Below are 20,965 nucleotides of genomic sequence, written 5' to 3'. Positions count from 1 at the left end.
CGCGACCAGCCACAAACGACCGGCAGCCGGCAAACGGGACACACCCCCACGGCGCTGCCCCGAAATCAAGTCAACGTCGCCACCAGGACCGCCTTGATCGTGTGCAACCGATTCTCCGCCTCATCGAAGACGACCGAGTGCGCCGACTCGAACACCTCGTCCGTGACCTCCAGGGACTCCAGCCCGTGCCGCTCGTGAATCTCGCGGGCGACCTTCGTGCCGAGGTCGTGGAAGGCGGGCAGGCAGTGCAGGAACTTGACGTCCGGGTTGCCGGTGGCGCGCAGCACGTCCATGGTCACGGCATACGGCGCGAGCGCGACGATCCGCTCGTCCCAGACCTCCTTGGGCTCCCCCATGGACACCCAGACGTCGGTGGCGACGAAGTCGGCGCCCAGGACGCCCTCGGCCACGGACTCGGTGAGCGTGATCCGGGCGCCGCTGGCCTCGGCCAGCTTGCGGGCGTGGCCCACGATCTCCTCGGCGGGCCAGTAGGACCGGGGCGCGACGATCCGTACGTCCATGCCGAGCAGGGCTCCGGTGACCAGGTAGGAGTTGCCCATGTTGAAGCGGGCGTCGCCGAGATAGGCGTAGGTGATCTCATGGACCGGCTTGCTGCTGTGCTCGGTCATGGTGAGCACGTCGGCCAGCATCTGCGTGGGGTGCCAGTCGTCGGTGAGCCCGTTGTAGACGGGCACGCCCGCATGTGCCGCGAGTTCCTCGACGGCGGCCTGGCTGTCGCCCCGGTACTCGATCGCGTCGAACATCCGGCCGAGGACCCGCGCGGTGTCCTTCACCGACTCCTTGTGGCCCATCTGTGAGCCCGACGGGTCGAGGTACGTCGTCGAGGCACCCTGGTCGGCCGCCGCGACCTCGAACGCGCAGCGGGTGCGCGTCGAGGTCTTCTCGAAGATCAGCGCGATGTTCTTCCCGCTCAGATACCGCGTCTCGGCCCCGGCCTTCTTGGCGGCCTTCAACTCGGCGGACAGCGCGATCAGGGCAAGGAACTCCCCCTGGCCGAAGTCCAGCTCCTTGAGGAAGTGGCGGCCTGCGAAGGCGGTCGGGACTGTCGCCATGGGAGCGCTCCAGAGGTGCGAGAACAGGACCAATGGAAGTCTATACGAAATTCAGAATTTCTATACGGCCGCCCGCTCGACCGGACAGCTCATGCACCGCGGCCCGCCCCTCCCCCGCCCCAGCTCGCTGCCCGGGATCTCGATCACCTCGATGCCCTGCTTGCGCAGATGCGTGTTGGTGGTGGCGTTGCGCTCGTAGGCGACGACGACACCCGGCTCGACGGCGAGGACGTTGCAGCCGTCGTCCCACTGCTCGCGCTCGGCCGCGTGCACGTCCTGGGTCGCGGTCAGGACGCGGATCTCGCTGAGGCCCAGCGCGGCGGCGATCGCGCGGTGCATGTGCTCCGGCGGATGGTCGGTGACCTTCAGCTCCTTGTCGGCGACGCCCGGTTCGATGGTGTACGAGCGGAGCATGCCGAGCCCCGCGTACTGGGTGAAGGTGTCGCCGTCGACCATCGTCATCACGGTGTCGAGGTGCATGAAGGCCCGCCGCTTGGGCATGTCGAGGGCCACGATCGTCTCGGCGGAGCCGGCGGCGAACAGCTTGTGGGCGAGCATCTCGACGGCCTGGGGGGTCGTCCGCTCACTCATCCCGATGAGGACGGCACCGTTGCCGATCACCAGGACGTCGCCGCCCTCGATGGTGGACGGGTAGTCGGCCTGTCCCTCGGACCAGACGTGGAACGTTTCGTCACGGAACAGCGGATGGTGCCGGTAGATCGCCTCGAAGTGCACGGTCTCGCGCTGCCGGGCGGGCCATCTCATGGCGTTGACGGAGACGCCGTCATAGATCCAGGCGGAGGTGTCGCGGGTGAAGAGGTGATTGGGCAGGGGGGCGAGGAGGAAGTCGTCGAGGTCCATGACATGGAAGCGGACGGAGGTCGGCTCCGGGTGGACGTCGAGGAATTCGCGCTTGGTCATTCCGCCGACGAGCAGTTCCGCGAGTTCGTCGGCGGGCAGTGATTCGAAGGCGGCCCGGAGGTGATCGGTGGCGAGTACCCCGTACTCCTTCTCATCGAAGACGCGGTCCAGGACGAGCGCACGGGCCACCGGGATCTCCAGGGCCTCGGTGAGCAGCTCGCCGAAGAGATGGACGGCGACACCGCGGTCGCGCAGCACATCGGCGAACCCGTCGTGCTCGGCGCGCGCCCGGCGCACCCAGAGCAAGTCGTCGAAGAGGAGCGCGTCCTTGTTGCTGGGGGTGAGCCTTTTGAGCTCGAGATCCGGCCGGTGCAGGATGACGCGGCGCAGCCGCCCGGCCTCGGAGTCGACATGGAATCCCATGACTCCATCCTGACCATCGACGACCGGGTTCACCCACTGCTTGACCGTTTCCCTTTTCGTCCTCTTGACGACAAGCAGGCCTCAGGCTTATCGTCTACATGACGAAAACGAGGGGGTCTCATGGCCGACATCACCCGGCGCCTGGGCCGGCGCCATCTGCGGGGCGCTCCGACGGCACACATCCGCCACCACCGCTCCGGCAAGCTCGTGCACGACGGCCCGGGACTGAGCTTCTGGTTCCGCTCCCTGACCGCCGCGCTCTCGGAGGTGCCGGTCGACGACCGCGAACTGGCGATGACCTTCCATGCCCGTACGTCCGACTTCCAGGACGTCGCGGTCCAGGCGACGGTCACCTACCGGATCGCCGACCCCGCCCTCGCCGCCGCCCGCCTCGACTTCTCCATCGACCCCGACACCGGCGCCTGGCGCGGCGCTCCCCTGGAGCAGCTGGGCACCCTGCTGACGGAGACGGCCCAGCAGCACGCGCTGGACGTCCTCACCCGTACGTCGCTGTCGTCGGCGCTCGTGGACGGCGTGACGGCGGTGCGCGAACGTGTCGCGGCGGGCCTTGCGGCGGAACCCCGGCTGCCGGCCACGGGCATCGAGGTGGTCGCCGTACGCGTGGTCGCCCTGCGTCCGGAGCCGGAGGTGGAGCGGGCCCTGCGCACCCCCGCCCGCGAGCAGATCCAGCAGGACGCCGACCGGGCGACGTACGAACGGCGTGCCGTGGCCGTCGAGCGGGAGCGGGCGATCGCCGAGAACGAGCTGGACAGCCGCATCGAACTCGCCCGCCGCGAGGAGCAGTTGGTCGACCAGCGCGGCACGAACGCCCGCCGCGAGGCGGAGGAGCAGGCAGCGGCCGACGCGGTACGGGCGCAGGCCGAGGCGGCACGCACGGTGAAGCTGGCGGAGGCGGAGGCGGCCCGTTCCGTACGGCTGGCCCGCGCGGAGGCCGAGGGTGCGCGCGAGGTCGGTGCGGCGCGAGCCGAGGCACAGGCGGCCTGGCTGCGGGTGCACGCGGAGGTCGACGTGGCGACCCTGCACGCCCTGACCGGCACACGCCTCGCGGAGAACCTGCCGCAGATCGACAGCGTGACCATCTCGCCGGACGTGCTCACGGGCCTGCTCGCCCGGCTCGGCGACGGGGAACGGGCGTGAGTCTCGCCCCGCGGGCCGTGCTCGTCCATCGCACCACGGAGTACGAGGAGTTGGTGGCCCGGCACGGCACGCACGGCCAGGCCGCCTTCTTCCTCCGCTCCCGCGGCCTGGACATCGAGGAGATCGCGGACCGCCATCGCCGCACACGCAGAGCCCTGGCCGAGGTGACCTCCGCGATCCCGTTGACGTGGCGTCAGGCGCAGGTGGAGCGCGCCGACTTGGACCGTTTCCTGTTCGCACCGGAGGACGTGGTGGTCGTGGTCGGTCAGGACGGTCTGGTGGCGAATGCGGCCAAATACCTGGCCGGGCAGCCGGTGTTGGGATTCGACACGGACCCCGGACGCAACCCGGGTGTCCTGGTCCGCCACCGCCCCGCCGACGCGGCGAAGCTGCTGCCGTCCGCGGCCACGGCCGGCACGGACGAACTCACCATGGTCGAGGCGGTCGCCGACGACACCCAGCGCCTCGTCGCGCTGAACGAGATCTATCTGGGCGCCGCCGGACACCAGACCGCCCGCTACCGCCTGGGCCTCGACGACGACGGGGGTGTCGTCGAGGCCCAGGCCTCCTCCGGTGTGATCGTCGGCACCGGCACGGGGGCGACCGGATGGCTCCGCTCGGTGTGGCAGGAGCGAGGCGGGCAGCTGCGGTTGCCCACCCCCTCCGAGGAACGGCTGCTCTGGTTCGTCCGGGAGGCCTGGCCGTCGCCCGCCACCGGCACGTTCCTGGTGGCGGGCGAGCTCTCAGGCCCCGGCCGCCTCCGTGTCACCGTCGAGTCCGAGCGGCTGATCGCCTTCGGGGACGGGATGGAGACCGACGCCCTGGAGCTGACGTGGGGGCAGTCGGTGCGGTTGGGGGTGTGCGGGGAGCGGTTGCGGCTCGCGGGTTAGCGCGAGCCCCGGTCACCACCGCGTGCCACCGGTGCAGCCCCTGGTCACAGCCGCGGGTCGACCGGCTCCGACTCCAGCGCCAGCACCCCGAACACCGCCTCGTGCACCCGCCACAGCGGCTCGCCCTCCGCCAGCCGGTCCAGTGCCTCCAGGCCCAGCGCGTACTCGCGGATCGCGAGGGAGCGCTTGTGGTTGAGGAAGCGGGAGCGGAGACGGGCGAGGTTCTCGGGGCGCGTGTATTCGGGACCGTAGATGATCCGCAGGTACTCACGGCCCCGGCACTTGATGCCGGGCTGCACCAGGCGGCCCTGGGAACTGCGCACAACTGCCCCGACCGGCTTGACGACCATGCCCTCGCCGCCGCGCCCCGTCATCTCCAGCCACCAGTCGACGCCCGCCTGCACCGACTCCGGGTCGGCGGTGTCGACGTACAGCCGGCGGGTGGTCTGCAGCAGCCCGGTCGTGTCGTGCTCGACAAGGCGGTCGAGCAGGGTGAGCTGCTGGTCGTGCGGCAGGTCCGCGAGGCTGCGGCCCTGCACGGCGAGGATCTGGAACGGGGCCAGGCGGACGCCGGCGAGGCCGTCCGTGGTCCAGCAGTAGCGGCGGTACGACTCCGTGAACGCGGCGGCGTCCGCGGCCCGTTCGCGCTGCCGCGCCAGCAGGTCCGCCACCTCCACGCCCCGCGCCGCCGCACCCTCCAGCGCGGCGAGCGCGCCCGGGAACACCGCCCCGGACGCGGCGCCCACGGCCGCGTACTGCGACCGCAGCAGGCCGGACGCCTTCAGCGACCACGGCATCAACTCGGCGTCGAGCAGCAGCCAGTCCGTCTCCAGCTCGTCCCACAGGCCGGCCTGGGTCACGGCGGCCCGGACCCAGTCCAGAACCGACTCCGTCACCGAACCGTCGTCGAAGAACGGCCGTCCGGTACGGGTGTAGAGGGAGCCGGTGGGGCCATCCACCCCGAACCGCTTCCGCGCCGCCTCCGCGTCCCGGCACACCAGCGCCACCGCACGCGAACCCATGTGCTTCTCCTCGCACACGACCCGCTCGACGTCGTCCTCCCGGTACTGCGCGAAGGCCTCGGCCGGATGCTCCAAGTAGCCGTCGATGTGCGAGGTGGCCGTCGGTGCCATGGTCGGCGGCAGGTACGGCAGCAGCCGCGGGTCGACGGCGAAACGGCTCATGACCTCCAGGGCCGCGGCCGCGTTCTCCTCGCGGACCGAGACACGGCCCTGGTGCCGGGTCTCGACCACCCTGCGCCCCTGCACGTCGGCAAGGTCGAGCGGCCGGCCGCCCCCTGACCAATAAAATGCAGCTCCGCCGGGCGCCTCGGTCCGCAGCGGCTTGGTCGGCTCGTACCAGACCCGCTCCGCCGGTACGTCGACCAGTTCCCGCTCCGGCCAGCGCAGCGCGGTCAGCTTGCCGCCGAAGACGGCGCCGGTGTCGAGGCAGATGGTGTTGTTGAGCCAGGTGGCCTCGGGCACGGGAGTGTGGCCGTAGACCACCGCCGCCCGGCCCCGGTAGTCCTCGGCCCACGGGTAGCGCACCGGCAGCCCGAACTCGTCCGTCTCGCCGGTGGTGTCGCCGTACAGCGCGTGCGAGCGCACCCGCCCGGAGGTGCGGCCGTGGTACTTCTCCGGCAGTCCGGCGTGGCAGACGACGAGCCGGCCGCCGTCGAGGACGTAGTGGCTGACCAGGCCGTCGATGAACTCCCTTACCTCGGCGAGGAATTCGTCCGACTGCCCCTCCATCTGCTCGATGGTTTCCGCCAGTCCGTGCGTGTGCTGGACCTTGCGGCCTTTCAGGTAGCGGCCGTACTTGTTCTCGTGGTTGCCCGGCACGCACAGTGCGTTCCCGGAGCCGACCATCGACATCACGCGGCGCAGCACGCCCGGGCTGTCCGGGCCGCGGTCGACGAGGTCGCCGACGAAGACCGCCGTACGGCCGTCGGGGTGGACGCCGTCGGCGTAGCCCAACTTGCCGAGCAGGGAGTCCAGTTCGGAGGCGCAGCCGTGGATGTCGCCGATGATGTCGAAGGGGCCGGTGAGGTGGGTCAGGTCGTTGAACCGCTTCTCGGTGACGATCGACGCGTTCTCGACCTCCTCGACACCCCGGAGGATGTGCACCTTGCGGAAGCCCTCGCGCTCCAAGTGCCGTAGGGAGCGGCGGAGTTCGCGGGTGTGGCGCTGGATGACCCGGCGCGGCATGTCGGCGCGGTCGCTGCGGGCGGCGTTGCGCTCGGCGCACACCTCTTCGGGCACGTCGAGCACGATGGCTATGGGCAGCACGTCGTACTGCCGGGCCAGCTCGACCAGCTGGCGCCGGGCGTCCGACTGCACGCTGGTCGCGTCGACGACCGTACGACGGCCTGCGGCGAGGCGCTTGCCCGCGATGTAGTGCAGGACGTCGAAGGCGTCACGGGTGGCGGACTGGTCGTCCTCGTCGTCGGAGACCAGGCCGCGGCAGAAGTCGGAGGAGATGACCTCGGTGGGCTTGAAGTTCCGGCGGGCGAAGGTGGACTTGCCCGAGCCGGAGGCGCCGATGAGCACCACGAGGGAGAGGTCGGTGACGGGCAGGGTGCGTCCCGTGCGGGTCTCGGTCATGCGGCCTTCGCCTCCTTCTCGTTCGTGGTCTTCATACGGAATACGGCCATCTGCGTGGGCGGTCCCACCTCGGGGTCGTCGGGTCCCACAGGTATGAACTCCACGCCGTACCCGTGTCGTTCGGCGACGGCGCCGGCCCAGTTCCGGAACTCCTCCCGCGTCCACTCGAAGCGGTGGTCGCCGTGCCGGACGTGGCCGGCCGGGAGGGACTCCCAGCGGACGTTGTACTCGACGTTCGGGGTGGTCACGAGGACCGTCCGGGGGCGGGCGGAGCCGAACACCGCGTACTCCAGGGCGGGCAGCCGTGGCAGGTCGAGGTGCTCGACGACCTCGCTGAGCACGGCGGCGTCGTAGCCCTTGAGGCGGTTGTCGGTGTAGGCGAGCGAGCCCTGGAAGAGCTTGACGCGCGCGGCCTGGCGCTCGCCCATGCGGTCCAGCTTGAGCCGGCGGGAGGCGATGGTGAGCGCCCGCATCGACACGTCGACGCCCACGATCTCGGTGAACCGCTGGTCCTTGAGCAGCGCCTGCACCAACTGGCCCTGCCCGCAGCCGAGATCGAGCACGCGGGCGGCGCCGGACGTGCCGAGCGCGGCGATGATGGCGTCCCGGCGCTGCTCGGCGAGCGGGGTCGGCCGCTCCTCCGTCTCGGTCTCCGCCTCCACCGCGTTGTCGATCTCCTCCACCTCGGCGTCGTCCGCCTCGGCCAGCCGCACCAGCTCCAGCCGCTCCATCGCCTGCCGGGTCAGCGACCAGCGCCGCGACAGATACCGGCTGGTGATCAGCTTCTGCTCCGGGTGCGCGGGCAGCCAGCCCTCACCCGCCCGCAGCAGCTTGTCGACCTCGTCGGGGGACACCCAGTAGTGCTTGGCGTCGTCGAGGACGGGCAGCAGGACGTACAGGTGGCGCAGGGCCTCGGCGAGGGTGAGCGACTCTGACTCCAGCACGAGACGGACGTACCGCGAGTCGCCCCACTCAGGGAACTCCACGTCCAGGGCCACGGGTTCGACGGTGACCGTCCACCCGAGCGGCTCGAAGAGACCTCGTACGAGGTCGGGGCCGCCGCGGGCGGGCAGCGCGGGCACCTCGATGCGCAACGGACGTACCTGCTGCGGGAGTTCGGGCCGTGCGGTGCAGGTGCCCTTCATCGCGCTGGAGAACACGCCGCTCAGGGCCACCGCGAGCAGTGAGGAGGCCGCGTACGGGCGGTCGTTCACATACTGCGCGAGCGCCGCGTCGGGCGCGCCGCCCCGTCCCTTGCCCTTTCTGCGCCGGACCAGCGCCACCGCGTCGACCTCCAGCAACAGCGCCGCCGTGCAGCGCTCGGCGTCCGCCTCGGGGTAGAGGACGTGCGCCGTGCCGTAGGACGTGGAGAACGCCTGCGCTTTCTCGGGATGCTTGTGCAGCAGGAAGCCGAGGTTGGTGGCGGGGCGTTCTTCGGTGCCGGTGGTGGTGATCGTCAGGAACACGGTGGGTAACCTCGAAGGGCCGTCTGAACTGTGGATTCTCGTTATCGGCGGGCCCCCACAACCTACAGCGGATGTTCCCGGGCACCCTCAGGGTTTTTCGCCCGCCCGTGCTCGCTTGAGTTCCGCGAAGCCCGGGACGGAGGCGGCGAGGAGGGTGGCGTCCCAGAGGCGGACGGCCGTCTCGCCGCGCGGGATCGGTGTGACGATCGGACCGAAGAAGGCAACCCGGTCGCCCGACGCGCCGGGCACGCCGATGATCGGGCTGCCGGACTCCTCGCCGACCTGGTCCTGGCCGCGCTGGTGGGAGGCGCGGACTTCGACGTCGTACGCCTCGGAGTCGGCGTGCGAGACGAGGTCCGCGGGGAGGCCGGCGGCGGACAGGGCCTCGGTGATGGTGTCCAGGTCCGGGGTACGGCCCCGCTCGTGGAAGCGGATGCCGAGCTCGGTGTAGAGACGGCCGACGGCCTCGGTTCCGGACTTCTGGCCGACCGCTGCGAGCACCCGGACCGGGCGCAGGCCCTTCGGGCCGAGCAACTCGTGGAATTCCTCCGGGATCTGGTCGAGCCGGCCCTCATTGAGGACGGCGAGGCTCATCACCTGCCAGTGGATCTCCAGGTCCCGCTGCCCCGCCACCTCCAGCAGCCAGCGGGACGTCGTCCAGGTCCAGGGGCACAGCGGGTCGAACCAGAAGTCGACCGGGGTCGTGGACATAAGGCTCCTTCTGTCCGTTTCGGGTTGCTTCAGAGCGTGGCGATGCCGAGCGGCAGCGGGGCGGCGGAGAGCAGGATCAGCACCGTCGGGACGGGCGCACCCTTGGCGTCGCCTGCGCGCAGATGCGTGATGACCGCGCCGATGAAGTAGAGCACCGCGCCGATGGCGGCGGCGATGCCGAGCGGGCGGTAGAAGATGCCGCCGATCAGGCCGAGGGCCCCGGCGATCTCCAGGGCGGCGAGGCGCGGCAGCCAGCTGTCCGGGACGCCGATCTTGCGCATCCCCTCGGTGATCTTCTCGTCGCGGACGAGCTTGGCCCGGCCGGAAGCGACGAGCACGAGGGACAGGACGATCGCGAGGACGACATAGGCGATGGACACGGGGGCTCCTTGAGCGGTCGGGTGGGGTGAGGGGGGCGAGGCGTGCGGCCGGCGAGCGGTGGCGGGCTCAGGTCGCGGGGATCGGGATCGCCTCGATCACGCTGCTCGGCGAGCGAGTGGGAAGGATCCGGGTGAGGGTGAATCCGGCCGCCGCGAGGAGGCGCTGGAATTCGTCGGGCGTACGTTCCTGGCCGCCGCTCAGCACCATCATGTTGAGGTCGATGATCTTGCCGGGTGCGAAGCCGTCGCCGTCGGGGACGACCGCCTCGACGACGAGCAGCCGGGCGTCGTCGGACATGGTCCGCCGGCAGGACTTGAGGATCTCGATGCTCGATTCGTCGTTCCAGTCGTGCAGGACCCACTTCATCGTGTAGAGGTCGCCGCCCTCGGGGACCTTCTCGAAGAAGCTGCCGCCGACCATCTCGCAGCGGTCCGCGAGGCCCGCCCCGGCGATCCGGGGCCGGCCGTTGGCCACGACGTGCGGCAGGTCGAAGACGGTGCCGAGCACCTCGGGATGGGCGCGCAGGATGGCGGTGAGGAAGCCGCCTTCGCCGCCGCCGACGTCGACGATCCTGCGGTACGGGCTGAAGTCGTACACATCGAGGACCGCGTCGGCGACCATCGCGGTGAGTCCGGTCATCGCTTTGCCGAGATGCTCGTTCATGACCGGGGTGGACTCGAAGAACTCCCAGATCGGCTGGGAGACCGCCCGCTCGAAGACCGGCTCGCCCGAGCGTACGGACTCCACCAGCCTGCCCCAGGTGGCGTGGTGGGAGTCGCCGAGTTCCAGCTGGACGAAGGAGGCCAGCGAGCCGGGCAGGTCGCTGCGGAGGGTGTCGCCGAGTGGCGTCGAGGCGTACCGGGCCTGCTCGTCCGTGCGGAAGACGCCGACTCCGGTCAGGGCGCGCAGCAGCCGGTACAGGGACCGGGGTTCGGTTCCGGTCAGCTCGGCGAGTTCGTCCACCGTCCGCGACTGCTCGGCGACGAGGTCGGGCAGGCCGAGCACGGTGCCGGCGTGGACGGCCCGCGCGACCCAGAAGCTGGTGACGATCTCGAACATGCGGGGGAAGTCGGGCTGCGCGTGTGCGTCCATGGAGGTCTCCGAAGGGTTCCGAACGAACGGGCATGGCGGGCTGCGGTGAGGTGGAAGTGGACGGGCCCGCGCCTCCGAGGCCCGTCCACCCTTGTGCCGTAGGCTGGTTGACGCTCCGTCAGTCGACGCTGATGCCGATCTTGCCCACCGTCCCGGCTCCGAAGGCGCCGACCGCCCGGTCCACCGCGTCGAGCGGGAAGGTCTGGGCGAGGGAGACCTTCATGGTGCCGTCGGCCACGGCGCCCGCGAGCCGTTCCAGCGTCGCGGTGTCGGGGTTGGCCATCACGGACGTCACGGTGATGTCGCGGTCCCCGGCTGCCTCCGGGCCGAAGCCCAGGGTGGAGGCGATCCGGCCGCCGGGGGCGAGCAGGTCGGCCAGCTGCAGGGGGTCGCCGACCAGGTGGACGGCGGTGGTGACGCCCTCGGGCGCGATCGCGCGGACCTGGGCGGTGAGGTCCCCGGTGTAGTCCACGACGTGGGCGGCGCCGAGGCCGCGGACGAAGTCGGCCTCCTCGCCGGGCTTGGCGGTGGCCAGGACGGTGGCGCCCGTGGCCTGGGCGAGCTGCACGGCGTACGCGCCGACGCCGCCGGTCGCGCCCGAGACGAGCACGGTCTCGCCGGCCTTCGGGGCGATCGCGTCGATCACGTCGACCGCCGCCGTGCCGGCCAGGCCGAGCGCCCCCGCCTGCGCGAAGTCCACGGCCTCGGGGAGGGCCGCGATGCCGTAGCCGTCGGCGACGACGACGTACTCCGCGAAGGAGCCCTCGCAGACGACGGGCTTCATCACGACGCCGAACACTCGCTCCCCGGCGGCGCGTGCCACGCCCTCGCCGACCGCCTCGACGGTGCCGGCGAAGTCCTTGCCCAGGGTGATGGGGAACTTGTGCTCCAGCATGTCCTTGAACACGCCGTAGATGACGGCCCCGTCGAATCCGTTGAGGGACGAGGCACGGACCCGGACCAGGATCTCGCCCGGACCGGGCTCCGGCTTGGCCGTTTCGGTGACGGTGGGCGTGGCACCGAAGTCGTCGATGGTCACTGCGCGCATGACTGTTTCTCGCTCTCTTGAACGTAAGAAATGGGGCGGGTGCCGGAAGTACGGCTGCTGAACGGCGACGCGGCTACCGGACGGCCTGTTCGTACGAGGCCTGCAGGACCGTCGTCGCCACGTCCAGCTCTTCTTCGTCGCGCGGGGCGTACAACATCACGATGCTGTCCGGGAATTCGGCTCGCCGGGTGATCGGATGCGGTTCGGTCCAGCCCAGTTCCGTCAGGGCGGGGATGGCGTCCACCGGCACCGTCAGATGCATGAATCCGGAGCGGTGGATGTGTCCGAACTCGTCGACGGACGGGTGCAGGAACGCCTCGAATTCGCGGTCCTCCCTGGGCAGGCGCAAGGCCAGTGAGGAGGGTTCGGAGACCAGGCTGCGGCTGGTGTAGACGCCCGGCAGCGCCGAGCCGCGGGCGACCAGTTCGGCGCGGATCTCCGGCGGGGAGAATGCCTCCAGCTGGTCGTGCGGGATCTCCATTCCGGTCGTCGCGGGCCGGGGTCCCTTCCGCGGGTTCAGAGCGCTCAGATCGACGGCCATGATTCTCCTCAACTGGTCTCATCCGGGCGCGGGTTGGTGCGTACGGCTAGTGCGCTGGTTACTTCTTGTTCTCGGGGAAATTCTGGGCGATGCTCTAGGTGTGGCAGAAGACGGCACTTCAAAAACCGCTACGCACATCGATGTTCCCGACCAGGTCAACGAGGGGGTGACGACCTGTCAGCTCCGTGAGGTGCTGGACCGGGTGGGCGACAAGTGGAGCGTGCTGATCATGGCGCTGCTGGGCTCCGGCCCCCGGCGGTACTCGGAGCTGCGCCGCTCGATCGACGGCATCTCCCAGCGCATGCTGACCCTCACCCTGCGCAGCCTGGAGCGTGACGGGCTGGTCATCCGCACCGTCACGCCCACGACTCCGCCGCGGGTCGACTACGAACTGACGCCGGTCGGACTGACGCTGTCCCGGGAGGTGAGTTCCCTCATCCGGTGGGCCGACGAGCACCGCGAGTACATCAGCGTCTCGCGGCGCAGCTACGACGCGGGGTAGTCCTCAGACGATCTTCATCGTCGCCATCATGCCCATCGCGGCATGGTCGAAGACATGGCAGTGGTAGAGGTACGTCCCCCGGTAACCGGTGAACGTCGCCTGCAGCTTCACGGTCTCCCCCGGCATCAGGCTGATCGTGTCCTTCAGCCCGCTCTCGGGACCGGATGTCACCGGTTGCCCGTTACGTTCCAGCACCCTGAACTGCACCAGGTGGATATGGAAGTTGTGCGGTGCGATCCGGTTGCTGTTGACGACGGTCCAGATCTCGGTGGTGCCGTGGGCGATCTCGGTGTCGACGCGATGCATGTCGTACGTCTTGCCGTTGATGTACGCCAGGTCGTCCGGGCTGCCGGTCTCGTCCATACGCAGGTCGATGGTGCGGCCGGCCGTGGCGGGCGGCAGTTCCGGCAGGGTCCTGAGCACGCTCGGGACCCTGCTGCTGTCGGCCGCCGTGCGGTTCACCCGGAACTGGAGCACCTGGCCGACCAGGTCCGCGGGCCCGCCGGGAGCGGCGTTCACATCGTTGGCGAGGACGAGTTCCGTGCCGACCGGGTACTTCGAGAAGTCGATGACGATGTCGGCGCGTTCACCGGGTGACAGCGCAAGGGAGGCCGTCCGGTGCGGCCTCGCGAGCAGTCCGCCGTCGGAGCCTATCTGGGTGAATGCGGAGCCGTCGGACAGCCGGAGGTCGAAGAACCGCATGTTGGCGGTGTTGAAGACGCGGAAGCGGTATTTGCGTGCCGCGACCTCGAAGTACGGCCACGCCTTGCCGTTGGCGAGGATGACGTTCCGGTTGAAGATGTCCTCCATTTCGTAATGGAGTTGGCCGCTGTCGTCGAAGCGCGCGTCCCGGAGGGAGATGGGCACGTCGTAACTTCCGGACGGGAGGCCCAGGTTCTGCTCGGTGTCGTCGGTGAGCAGATAGGTGCCGGTGAGCCCGCGAAAGACGTTCTCCGACTCGATGTGGTGGGCGTGGTCGTGGAACCAGAGGTTCGCGTGCGGCTGAGTGTTGGGGTACGTGTACGTCTTCACGCCGCCGCCCGGCGCGATGAGGTCCATCGGCGCTCCGTCGCTGTCCTCGGGGACATGGGCGCCGTGCAGATGGACCGAGGTCGGCACGGTCAGGAGGTTGGTCTGCCGGATGACGACGCGCCGGTCGGACCGGGCCTTGACGACCGGCCCCGGGAAGCTCCCGTTGAAGGTGCGCACGGTTGTGGAGCGCCCCGGCACGATCTCCTTGGCGGCCTCCCTCATCGTCATGGCGTAATAGCTCGTGGTGCCCGATACGAGATACGGCTGGAGCACCGGAGCCAGCGGCATCCGCGCCGTGAACTTCGGGATGGCGGCCGGGTCGAGCCCGGCCGCCGAGGCACTCCCGCTCGTCGCGGGGACGAGGAGTCCGGCTGCGCCCAGGGTGCCGGTGACGGCCGCTCCGGACACGAGAAAGGTTCTGCGAGTGATCACGAATCCCCCATGAATTCCTGCCGTGCGGTGAGGGCGTGGGCACCGGAGTGCTGAGGGCGCACACGTGGGGGGACCGCTTCACCGGATCTTGGCGGCAATTCTTCCGGGGGTGTTCCGGCCACTCAAGGAGGACCGAGTTCAGGGAACTGTCGGTTTTCCCAGGTCGTGCAGCAGTTGTTCAGAGTTGTGCCAGAGGAGTGTCAATCCTGTGCGGGAAACGGCGGGTCCGGTTCCGCGGCCTGAATCCGATGGTGCCGGATGACCTCGGCGATGATGAACTGCAACAGCTTCTCCGCGAACGCCGGGTCGAGCCGGGCCGCGTGGGCGATCTCACGGAGCCGGGCGATCTGCCGGGCCTCCCGCGACGGGTCGGCCGGCGGCAGCCGGTGGACCGCCTTCAAACGGCCCACCCGTTGGGTGCACTTGAAGCGCTCCGCGAGCATGTGCACCACAGCCGCGTCGATGTTGTCGATGCTGTCGCGCAGCCCGCTCAGTTCGGTCTGTACGGACTCCCGCGTGTCGATGACGGTCATGCCACTCTCAACTCCAGTACGTCGATGACTGCTTGAGCCACTTTCTCCGGCCGGGTCCCGCCCGTCCCGATCACGGCGCGGGCGACCGACTCGTACAACGGACGCCGTACATCCATCAGTTCGCGCCAGCGCACGTGCGGGTTCACCGCCAGCAGCGGCCGGAAGGCGTCCCGCCCCATGCGCCGCACGGCCTCACCGGGGCCGACGTCGAGGAAGACGACCGGCAGGCCGGTGAGCAGGGCGCGGGTGTCCGCAGCGAGGATCGCGCCGCCGCCGAGGGCGAGCACACCGTCGTGCTCGGCCAGCGCGGCACGGACCGCTGAACGCTCCAACGTGCGGAAGTACGCCTCTCCTTGGGCACGGAAGACATCCCGCACCGGCCGTCCGACGACGGCCACGATGTCGTCGTCGGTGTCCCGGTAGCCGACGCCGAGCCGCTCGGCGAGCAGCTGCCCGACCGTCGACTTGCCGACACCCATCGGACCGACCAGCACGATCGCAGGCACCGCGCTCACCGGATCGCCAGGTTGTCGAGGTAGGACCGCACGTTGCGGCGGGTTTCGGCCACGTTGTCGCCGCCGAACTTCTCCGCCACCGCGTCCGCCAGCACCAGGGCGACCATCGCCTCGGCGACGATGCCGGCCGCCGGGACCGCGGAGACGTCGGAGCGCTGGTGGTGGGCCTGAGTGGCCTCACCGGTGGCCACGTCCACCGTCTGCAGGGCGCGCGGCACGGTCGCGATCGGCTTCATCGCCGCCCGCACCCGCAACAGCTCACCCGTGCTCAGCCCGCCCTCCGTACCGCCGGAACGGCCGGAGACCCGCCGGATGCCCTCCGGCGTGTTCACGATCTCGTCATGCGCCTTCGAGCCCGGCACCCGCGCCAGCTCGAAACCGTCACCCAGCTCCACACCCTTGATCGCCTGAATGCCCATCAGCGCACCCGCGAGCCGGGCATCCAGCTTGCGGTCCCAGTGCACATGCGAGCCCAGGCCCACGGGCACCCCGTACGCCAGGACCTCCACCACACCACCGAGCGTGTCACCGTCCTTGTGGGCCTGATCGACCTCGGCGACCATCGCCTTGGAGGCATCCGCGTCCAGGCAGCGCAGCGGGTCGGCGTCCAGCTTCTCCACGTCGGCCGGCGTGGGGTACACACCCTGCGGCGCCTTCACGGAACACAGCTCGATGACATGGCTGACGATCTCGATCCCGGCCGTCTCCTTCAGATACGACCGGGCCACCGCGCCCAGCGCCACGCGGGCGGCGGTCTCCCGGGCAGAAGCGCGCTCCAGGATCGGACGGGCCTCGTCGAATCCGTACTTCTGCATCCCCGCGAGGTCGGCGTGACCGGGACGCGGCCGGGTCAGCGGCGCGTTGCGCGCCAGACCGGCCAGGATCTCCGGGTCGATCGGGTCGGCCGCCATGACCTGCTCCCACTTGGGCCACTCGGTGTTGCCCACCATGACCGCGACCGGGGAGCCGAGGGTCAGACCGTGCCGGACGCCGCCGAGGAAGGTGACCTCGTCCCGCTCGAACTTCATCCGGGCACCGCGTCCATAGCCGAGCCGCCGCCGCGCCAGGTGATCCGCCACCATCTCCGTGGTGATCGGCACGCCGGCCGGAAGGCCCTCCAGCGTCGCGACGAGTGCGGGGCCGTGCGACTCCCCCGCGGTCAGCCAGCGCAACCTGCCCACGGCAGCGCCTCCTTCATCCGCTGGGACGCCGCACGCCTCTCGCCCCCGGGGACACGGGCCGCGAGCCGTCGACGGGGCATCGCGCTCACCCCGACAGTCCGTCGAGCGCCGGGTGGTCGCCGTGCAGGAACTCGGCGACCAGGAACGCGAGATCGAGGGACTGGCTGCGGTTGAGGCGGGGGTCGCAGGCCGACTCGTAGCGGGCGGACAGGTCGGGGAAGCCGAGGTCGTGGCCGCCGCCGACGCACTCGGTGACGTCGTCGCCGGTCAGCTCGACATGGATGCCTCCCGCGTGGGTGCCGAGCGCCCGGTGCACCTCGAAGAAGCCGCGGACCTCGCCGAGGATGTCGTCGAAGCGGCGCGTCTTGTGTCCGGAGGGCGCCCCCATGGTGTTGCCGTGCATGGGGTCGCAGACCCAGGCGACCTGCGCGCCGGATGCGGTGACCTTCTCCACCAGCGGGGGCAGCACGTCCCGTACCTTGTCGACGCCGAGGCGGACGACGAAGGTGAGACGCCCGGGCTCGTGTTGCGGGTCGAGGCGGTCGATCAGCTGCAGGGCCGTGTCCGGGGTGGTCGCCGGGCCGAGTTTGACGCCGATGGGGTTGTCGATGCGGGAGAAGTACTCGACGTGGGCGCCGTCGATGTCGCGGGTGCGCTCGCCGATCCAGAGCATGTGGCCGGAGGTGGCGTGGACACGGCCGGTGCGGCCCTCGCGGCGGGTGAGCGGGGTCTCGTAGTCGAGGAGGAGTCCCTCGTGCGAGACGAAGAACTCCGAGTCGTCGAAGTCCTGCGGGCGGGCCCCGGTGGCGCGCATGAAGTGCATGGCGCGGTCGATGCCGTTCGCGATGATCTCGTACTTGACCTTCAGTGGCGAGCCCGCGATGAAGTCCCGGTTCCACTCGTGCACCTGGCTCAGGCTCGCATAGCCGCCGGCGGTGAACGCCCGTACCAGGTTGAGGGTGTTGGAGGACGCCTGGTACATCCGCAGCAGGCGCTCCGGGTCGGGGACGCGGGCCTCGGCGGTGAAGGCGAGTCCGTTGACGGCGTCGCCGCGGTAGGTGGGCAGGGTGAGCCCGTCGCGGGTCTCGGTGGGCTGGGAGCGTGGCTTGGCGTACTGGCCCGCGAGACGGCCGACCTTCACGACGGGCATCGAGGCGGCGTAGGTGAGGACGGCCGCCATCTGCATCAGGGTGTTCAGCTTGCTGTGCACGGTCTCCTTGGAGACCCGGTCGAAGGTCTCCGCGCAGTCACCGCCCTGGAGCAGCAGCGCCTCACCGCGGGCGACCGCGGCGAGGCGGTCCTTGAGACGGTCGCATTCGTCCGAGAAGACGAGCGGCGGTACGGATGCCAGCTCCTCGGTGACGCGATGCAGGGCCGCCGGATCCGGGTAGTCGGGCTGCTGGCCCGCCGGCAGCCCGCGCCATGTGTTCACCAGTTCGATTTTGGGCGTGGTGGTCTTCAGGGTTTCCATCTCGGGACCTCTCGGGATGCCAAGGGGGGTGGAGCACGGAAGGTGAGGGGAGGTTCGGTCCGGGCCGGGCACCGGGCGGGTGCCCGGCCCACATCGGCGGTCACACGCGGACGCGCTGGGCGTGCCTGCGGGCGCCCTCCAGGGCTTCCTTGAGCGAGGAGGCAGCCAGTTGCTGGAAGCCGGCGAGCCGGGGCACATGACCGGACTTCGTCATCTCCGCGCGCAGGAAGGTGAGATCGTCGGCGAGCGCCACCATGCCGAACGCGGCCTTGAGGTACGGCTCCTGGAAGTCGAACGCGTGCCGGGGTGTGCCCGGCCCGTACGCACCACCGCGAGCGGTGACGACGACGACCTGCTTGCCGGCCAGCGGACCCGTGCCGGTCTCGGGGTCCACGACCAGCGGCGGGATCACGATGCGGTCGAACCAGGCCTTGAAGGTGGAAGGCAGGGAGAAGTTGTGCATCGGAAGACCGAGAAGCAGCGTCTCCGCCGCCCGCACCTCTTCGATCAGCTCCCAGCAGATGGCCCAACTCTCCTTCTCCTCCGGCGTGTTGGGTGCCATCAGAGCCAGGTCGAGGTCGCGTTCGGCGGCGCTTTCCAGGCGGTGCATGACCGCGATCTGCTGGGCGTCGACATGGGGTACGGAGTTCGCGGCGAGGTCGCGGTAGATGTGCGTGCCGTCGGGATGGGCGGCGCGCCACGATGCGGCGAACTCGGCGGTGACCCTCCGGGTGGTGGAGCCCAGACGTGGACTGGTGTCGAGATGGAGCAGGGTGGGCATGACGGGTTCCCCCTGGGTGTCGGTGGGTTGGTGGTAGTGCGGAGTGGGGTGGCGCCTGTGCCCCGGTCTCAGACGCCGACCGGGCTCGATGCCCTCGATCGCGGATAGCTGCCCAGGAACCGGGCTCCCGCCCTCAGGTTCGCCAGGGCCGCCATCGCCTCGCGCACAGGAGGGTTTTCGATGTGGCCCTCGATGTCGATGAAGTAGCGGTGGTTGCCGAGGCGGTCGCCGGTGGGCCAGGAGTGGAGGCGGCTGACCTCGATGTCGCGGATCCTGAACTCGGCCAGGACGTCGATGAGTTGGGCCGGTGTGCCGGGGTGGACCAGGAGCGAGGTGCGGTCCGACTCGGTGCGGGCCGGCGGGAACCAGGCGTGGGACAGGGCGACGAAGCGGGTGACTGCGCCGGCGCGCCGGCCGATGCCGGTGGCCAGCGTGCGCAACCCGTACAGTTCCGCCGCCGGCGGGGCGGCGATCGCGGCGAGTCCGGGAGTGCCCGTTTCGGCGACCTCACGGGCGGCGGCGGCCGTGGAGTCGGCTAGCCGGGTACGGGCCCGTGGCAGCTGCCGGTCCAGCCAGTGCCCGCACTGGCCGAGTGCGTGCGGGTGGCTCAAGACATCGGTGATATCGGTGAGTTCGGTGCTGGACGGGGCCATCAGGGCGAAGGTCACCGGGACTTCGACCTCGGCCGTGATGTGCAGTTCCGCCGCCACGAGCCGGTCCATGGTGGCGGGCACGACGCCCTTCACGGAGTTCTCCAGGGGGACCACCGCGGCGCCGGCCTCCCCACGGTGCACCGCGTCCAGTGCCGCGGGCACCGTGGGAAAGGGCCGGTGTGCCGACTCCCCTGCTGGAAAGGGGAGTTGGCGCAGTGCGGCCTCGGTGAAGGTGCCCCGAGGCCCCAGATAGGCGTACGACACGTCAGCTCTCGATCAGCCGGTGGAAGAGCACGGTGTCGAAGATGTCCTCCATCCGTACGGCCTTGCCGTCGCGCAGCGTCCAGGAGTGGACGAACTGCAGGGTCTCCGTACGGCCGGAATGCGAGGTGACGTCCCGGACGCCGAAGACGACGACCCGGTCGCCGGACTGGACGAACTCCATCGGGTGGAGCTTCATCCCGCCGAGGACGGTGGGCACATGCGCCAGGAACTCCTTGACGCCCGCGTGTCCGTACTTGGTGCCGCCGAGCCCGTACTCGTGCATGCCGTCGGGGTGGATCCACTGCATGTCCTCGGCCATCGTGGACAGCAGCGCTTCGACATCACGGGAGTGGAAGGCCTGGTAGGCGGCGTGGATCAGCTCGATATTGCTTGCGTACCGGGGCATCGGGGCTCCTCAGCGGGCGGTGTACTCGGGGTACATGGACATGACGGTGCGGCGGATCCCCTCGCGCCAGCCGACCTTGCAGGGTCCGGTCAGCCGCCTGCGCAGGGTCGGGTCGAACTGGTAGGTCTCGCGGGTGACCTCGCTGGGCACGAGCTTGGCCTCGACGCCCGTCAGCTCCTCCAGGTAGCGGACGCAGTCGGTGATGCCGACGGCCTCGTCTCCACCCCAGTTGGTGAGGACGGCGGGCACGGAGGCCGCGTCCCACAGGCGGGGCACCTGCTCGATCAGGTCGTCGGTGTAGAGCAGCGAGCACCAGTTCTGTCCCTCGACCGGGACGGGGATGGGCTCACCGGCGAGCATCCGCTTGAAGTAGAGCATCGGGACACCGCCGTAACCGCCCGGCCCGTACGCGATGTTGAGGCGGGCGATGATCGTGGGCAGGCCGAGGGTCCGGGCGTACGCGCGGACAGCGCCCTCAGTGGCGATCTTCACGACGGGGTAGACCGGCAGCCAGTCGGCGACGCCGTCGACCGGGTCGTCCTCCTGATAGGCGTGATCCAGGGTCTGGCGTGCGTACAGGGCGCCGGTGGACACGTACAGGAAGGCTTCGGCGGTCCGGCAGTGGGTCATCAGGCGGCCCGCGGCGACCGTGTTGACTTCGATCGCGGTGTTGAAGTCACCGTCCTCGCCACGTCGTACGGCGGAGTGGATGACGTGGGTGAAGTCCTCGGGCAGGCCCTTGAGCGCACCTTCGCCGGTGTCGTTCATGTCCCAGCGGAAGGTGGTGATGCCGTGCTCGGCGAGGGCCTCCTCCGATCCCGGGGTGCCGAACCGGCCCAGCGCCCAGACCTCGTTGTTCTCGGCCAGTGACTTCGCCACCGGTCCGGCGACCTGTCCGGTACCGCCGGTGACCAGGATCTTCTTGCCGTTCATGGGGAACTCCTCGGT

21 protein-coding genes are annotated in these 20,965 nt (G+C 70.1%); 3 read left to right on the top strand and 18 right to left on the bottom strand.

The window, feature by feature from the left end; translation table 11 throughout:
• Positions 1 to 65: 65 nt before the first annotated feature.
• Together argF and QQY66_RS38380 are read right to left on the bottom strand one after the other, a co-directional pair.
• Positions 66 to 1,073, bottom strand: coding sequence for an ornithine carbamoyltransferase (gene argF / locus QQY66_RS38385; RefSeq protein WP_301984970.1), 1,008 nt, complete (start codon positions 1,071 to 1,073; stop codon positions 66 to 68).
• A 60-nt stretch (positions 1,074 to 1,133) separates the two neighbouring features.
• The gene (locus QQY66_RS38380) at positions 1,134 to 2,357 is read right to left on the bottom strand and encodes an arginine deiminase (RefSeq protein ID WP_301984969.1); all 1,224 of its coding nucleotides are present in this window, start codon (positions 2,355 to 2,357) and stop codon (positions 1,134 to 1,136) included.
• 120 nt (positions 2,358 to 2,477) lie between these two features.
• Between QQY66_RS38380 and QQY66_RS38375 the strand changes: the two genes are divergently transcribed.
• Entirely contained in the window at positions 2,478 to 3,515 is a 1,038-nt protein-coding gene (locus QQY66_RS38375) for an SPFH domain-containing protein (protein WP_301984968.1), read from the top strand.
• Positions 3,512 to 4,405, top strand: coding sequence for a hypothetical protein (locus tag QQY66_RS38370; protein WP_301984967.1), 894 nt, complete (start codon positions 3,512 to 3,514; stop codon positions 4,403 to 4,405). Before QQY66_RS38375 ends, QQY66_RS38370 begins: the two co-directional genes overlap by 4 nt.
• Positions 4,406 to 4,449: 44 nt before the next feature.
• Here QQY66_RS38370 and QQY66_RS38365 read toward each other — a convergent pair whose 3' ends face one another.
• From QQY66_RS38365 to QQY66_RS38335, 7 genes are all read right to left on the bottom strand, one after another.
• Complete coding sequence (locus tag QQY66_RS38365; protein ID WP_301984966.1) at positions 4,450 to 7,008, bottom strand: polynucleotide kinase-phosphatase; 2,559 nt, start codon at positions 7,006 to 7,008, stop codon at positions 4,450 to 4,452.
• Entirely contained in the window at positions 7,005 to 8,474 is a 1,470-nt protein-coding gene (locus QQY66_RS38360) for a 3' terminal RNA ribose 2'-O-methyltransferase Hen1 (protein WP_301984965.1), read from the bottom strand. The genes QQY66_RS38365 and QQY66_RS38360 overlap by 4 nt, the downstream gene beginning before the upstream one ends.
• Positions 8,475 to 8,561: 87 nt before the next feature.
• Complete coding sequence (locus QQY66_RS38355) at positions 8,562 to 9,185, bottom strand: DsbA family protein (protein WP_301984964.1); 624 nt, start codon at positions 9,183 to 9,185, stop codon at positions 8,562 to 8,564.
• A 29-nt stretch (positions 9,186 to 9,214) separates the two neighbouring features.
• On the bottom strand, positions 9,215 to 9,565 hold the full coding sequence (locus QQY66_RS38350) for a DoxX family protein (protein ID WP_301984963.1): 351 nt from the start codon (positions 9,563 to 9,565) through the stop codon (positions 9,215 to 9,217).
• Positions 9,566 to 9,632: 67 nt separating this feature from the next.
• A complete protein-coding gene (locus tag QQY66_RS38345; protein ID WP_301984962.1) occupies positions 9,633 to 10,658 on the bottom strand; it encodes a methyltransferase in 1,026 nt (341 codons plus the stop codon).
• 118 nt (positions 10,659 to 10,776) lie between these two features.
• Entirely contained in the window at positions 10,777 to 11,706 is a 930-nt protein-coding gene (locus QQY66_RS38340; protein ID WP_301984961.1) for an NADP-dependent oxidoreductase, read from the bottom strand.
• A 73-nt stretch (positions 11,707 to 11,779) separates the two neighbouring features.
• Positions 11,780 to 12,247 carry a luciferase family protein gene (locus QQY66_RS38335; RefSeq protein ID WP_301984960.1) on the bottom strand — a complete coding sequence of 156 codons (468 nt, stop codon included), beginning with the start codon at positions 12,245 to 12,247 and terminating at the stop codon, positions 11,780 to 11,782.
• 100 nt (positions 12,248 to 12,347) lie between these two features.
• Here QQY66_RS38335 and QQY66_RS38330 point away from each other — a divergent pair, with 100 nt between their 5' ends.
• A complete protein-coding gene (locus tag QQY66_RS38330; RefSeq protein ID WP_367667027.1) occupies positions 12,348 to 12,749 on the top strand; it encodes a winged helix-turn-helix transcriptional regulator in 402 nt (133 codons plus the stop codon).
• A gap of 3 nt (positions 12,750 to 12,752) precedes the next feature.
• Here QQY66_RS38330 and QQY66_RS38325 read toward each other — a convergent pair whose 3' ends face one another.
• The 9 genes from QQY66_RS38325 to QQY66_RS38285 all read right to left on the bottom strand — a co-directional run bounded on the left by QQY66_RS38325 (position 12,753) and on the right by QQY66_RS38285 (position 20,950).
• Positions 12,753 to 14,213, bottom strand: a complete 1,461-nt coding sequence (locus tag QQY66_RS38325; RefSeq protein ID WP_301984959.1) for a multicopper oxidase family protein — start codon at positions 14,211 to 14,213, stop codon at positions 12,753 to 12,755.
• A 200-nt stretch (positions 14,214 to 14,413) separates the two neighbouring features.
• The gene (locus tag QQY66_RS38320) at positions 14,414 to 14,746 is read right to left on the bottom strand and encodes a chorismate mutase (RefSeq protein ID WP_301984958.1); all 333 of its coding nucleotides are present in this window, start codon (positions 14,744 to 14,746) and stop codon (positions 14,414 to 14,416) included.
• The gene (locus QQY66_RS38315; protein WP_301984957.1) at positions 14,743 to 15,261 is read right to left on the bottom strand and encodes a shikimate kinase; all 519 of its coding nucleotides are present in this window, start codon (positions 15,259 to 15,261) and stop codon (positions 14,743 to 14,745) included. The genes QQY66_RS38320 and QQY66_RS38315 overlap by 4 nt, the downstream gene beginning before the upstream one ends.
• On the bottom strand, positions 15,258 to 16,442 hold the full coding sequence (gene aroC, locus QQY66_RS38310; protein WP_301984955.1) for a chorismate synthase: 1,185 nt from the start codon (positions 16,440 to 16,442) through the stop codon (positions 15,258 to 15,260). The genes QQY66_RS38315 and aroC overlap by 4 nt, the downstream gene beginning before the upstream one ends.
• 85 nt (positions 16,443 to 16,527) lie before the next feature.
• The gene (locus tag QQY66_RS38305; protein WP_301984954.1) at positions 16,528 to 17,913 is read right to left on the bottom strand and encodes a class II 3-deoxy-7-phosphoheptulonate synthase; all 1,386 of its coding nucleotides are present in this window, start codon (positions 17,911 to 17,913) and stop codon (positions 16,528 to 16,530) included.
• 100 nt (positions 17,914 to 18,013) lie between these two features.
• Positions 18,014 to 18,694, bottom strand: a complete 681-nt coding sequence (locus tag QQY66_RS38300) for an FMN-dependent NADH-azoreductase (RefSeq protein WP_301984952.1) — start codon at positions 18,692 to 18,694, stop codon at positions 18,014 to 18,016.
• Positions 18,695 to 18,762: 68 nt separating this feature from the next.
• Positions 18,763 to 19,611, bottom strand: a complete 849-nt coding sequence (gene pheA / locus QQY66_RS38295) for a prephenate dehydratase (RefSeq protein WP_301984951.1) — start codon at positions 19,609 to 19,611, stop codon at positions 18,763 to 18,765.
• Position 19,612: 1 nt separating this feature from the next.
• On the bottom strand, positions 19,613 to 20,017 hold the full coding sequence (locus QQY66_RS38290; RefSeq protein ID WP_301984950.1) for a nuclear transport factor 2 family protein: 405 nt from the start codon (positions 20,015 to 20,017) through the stop codon (positions 19,613 to 19,615).
• A 9-nt stretch (positions 20,018 to 20,026) separates the two neighbouring features.
• The gene (locus QQY66_RS38285; protein WP_301984949.1) at positions 20,027 to 20,950 is read right to left on the bottom strand and encodes an NAD(P)-dependent oxidoreductase; all 924 of its coding nucleotides are present in this window, start codon (positions 20,948 to 20,950) and stop codon (positions 20,027 to 20,029) included.
• Positions 20,951 to 20,965 lie beyond the last annotated feature (15 nt).

Origin of the sequence: Streptomyces sp. DG2A-72 (assembly GCF_030499575.1) — a bacterium.
GTDB lineage: Bacteria > Actinomycetota > Actinomycetes > Streptomycetales > Streptomycetaceae > Streptomyces.
The sequence above is the reverse complement of the archived record's forward strand: the minus strand, read 5'-3'. Positions and strand labels throughout refer to the sequence as shown.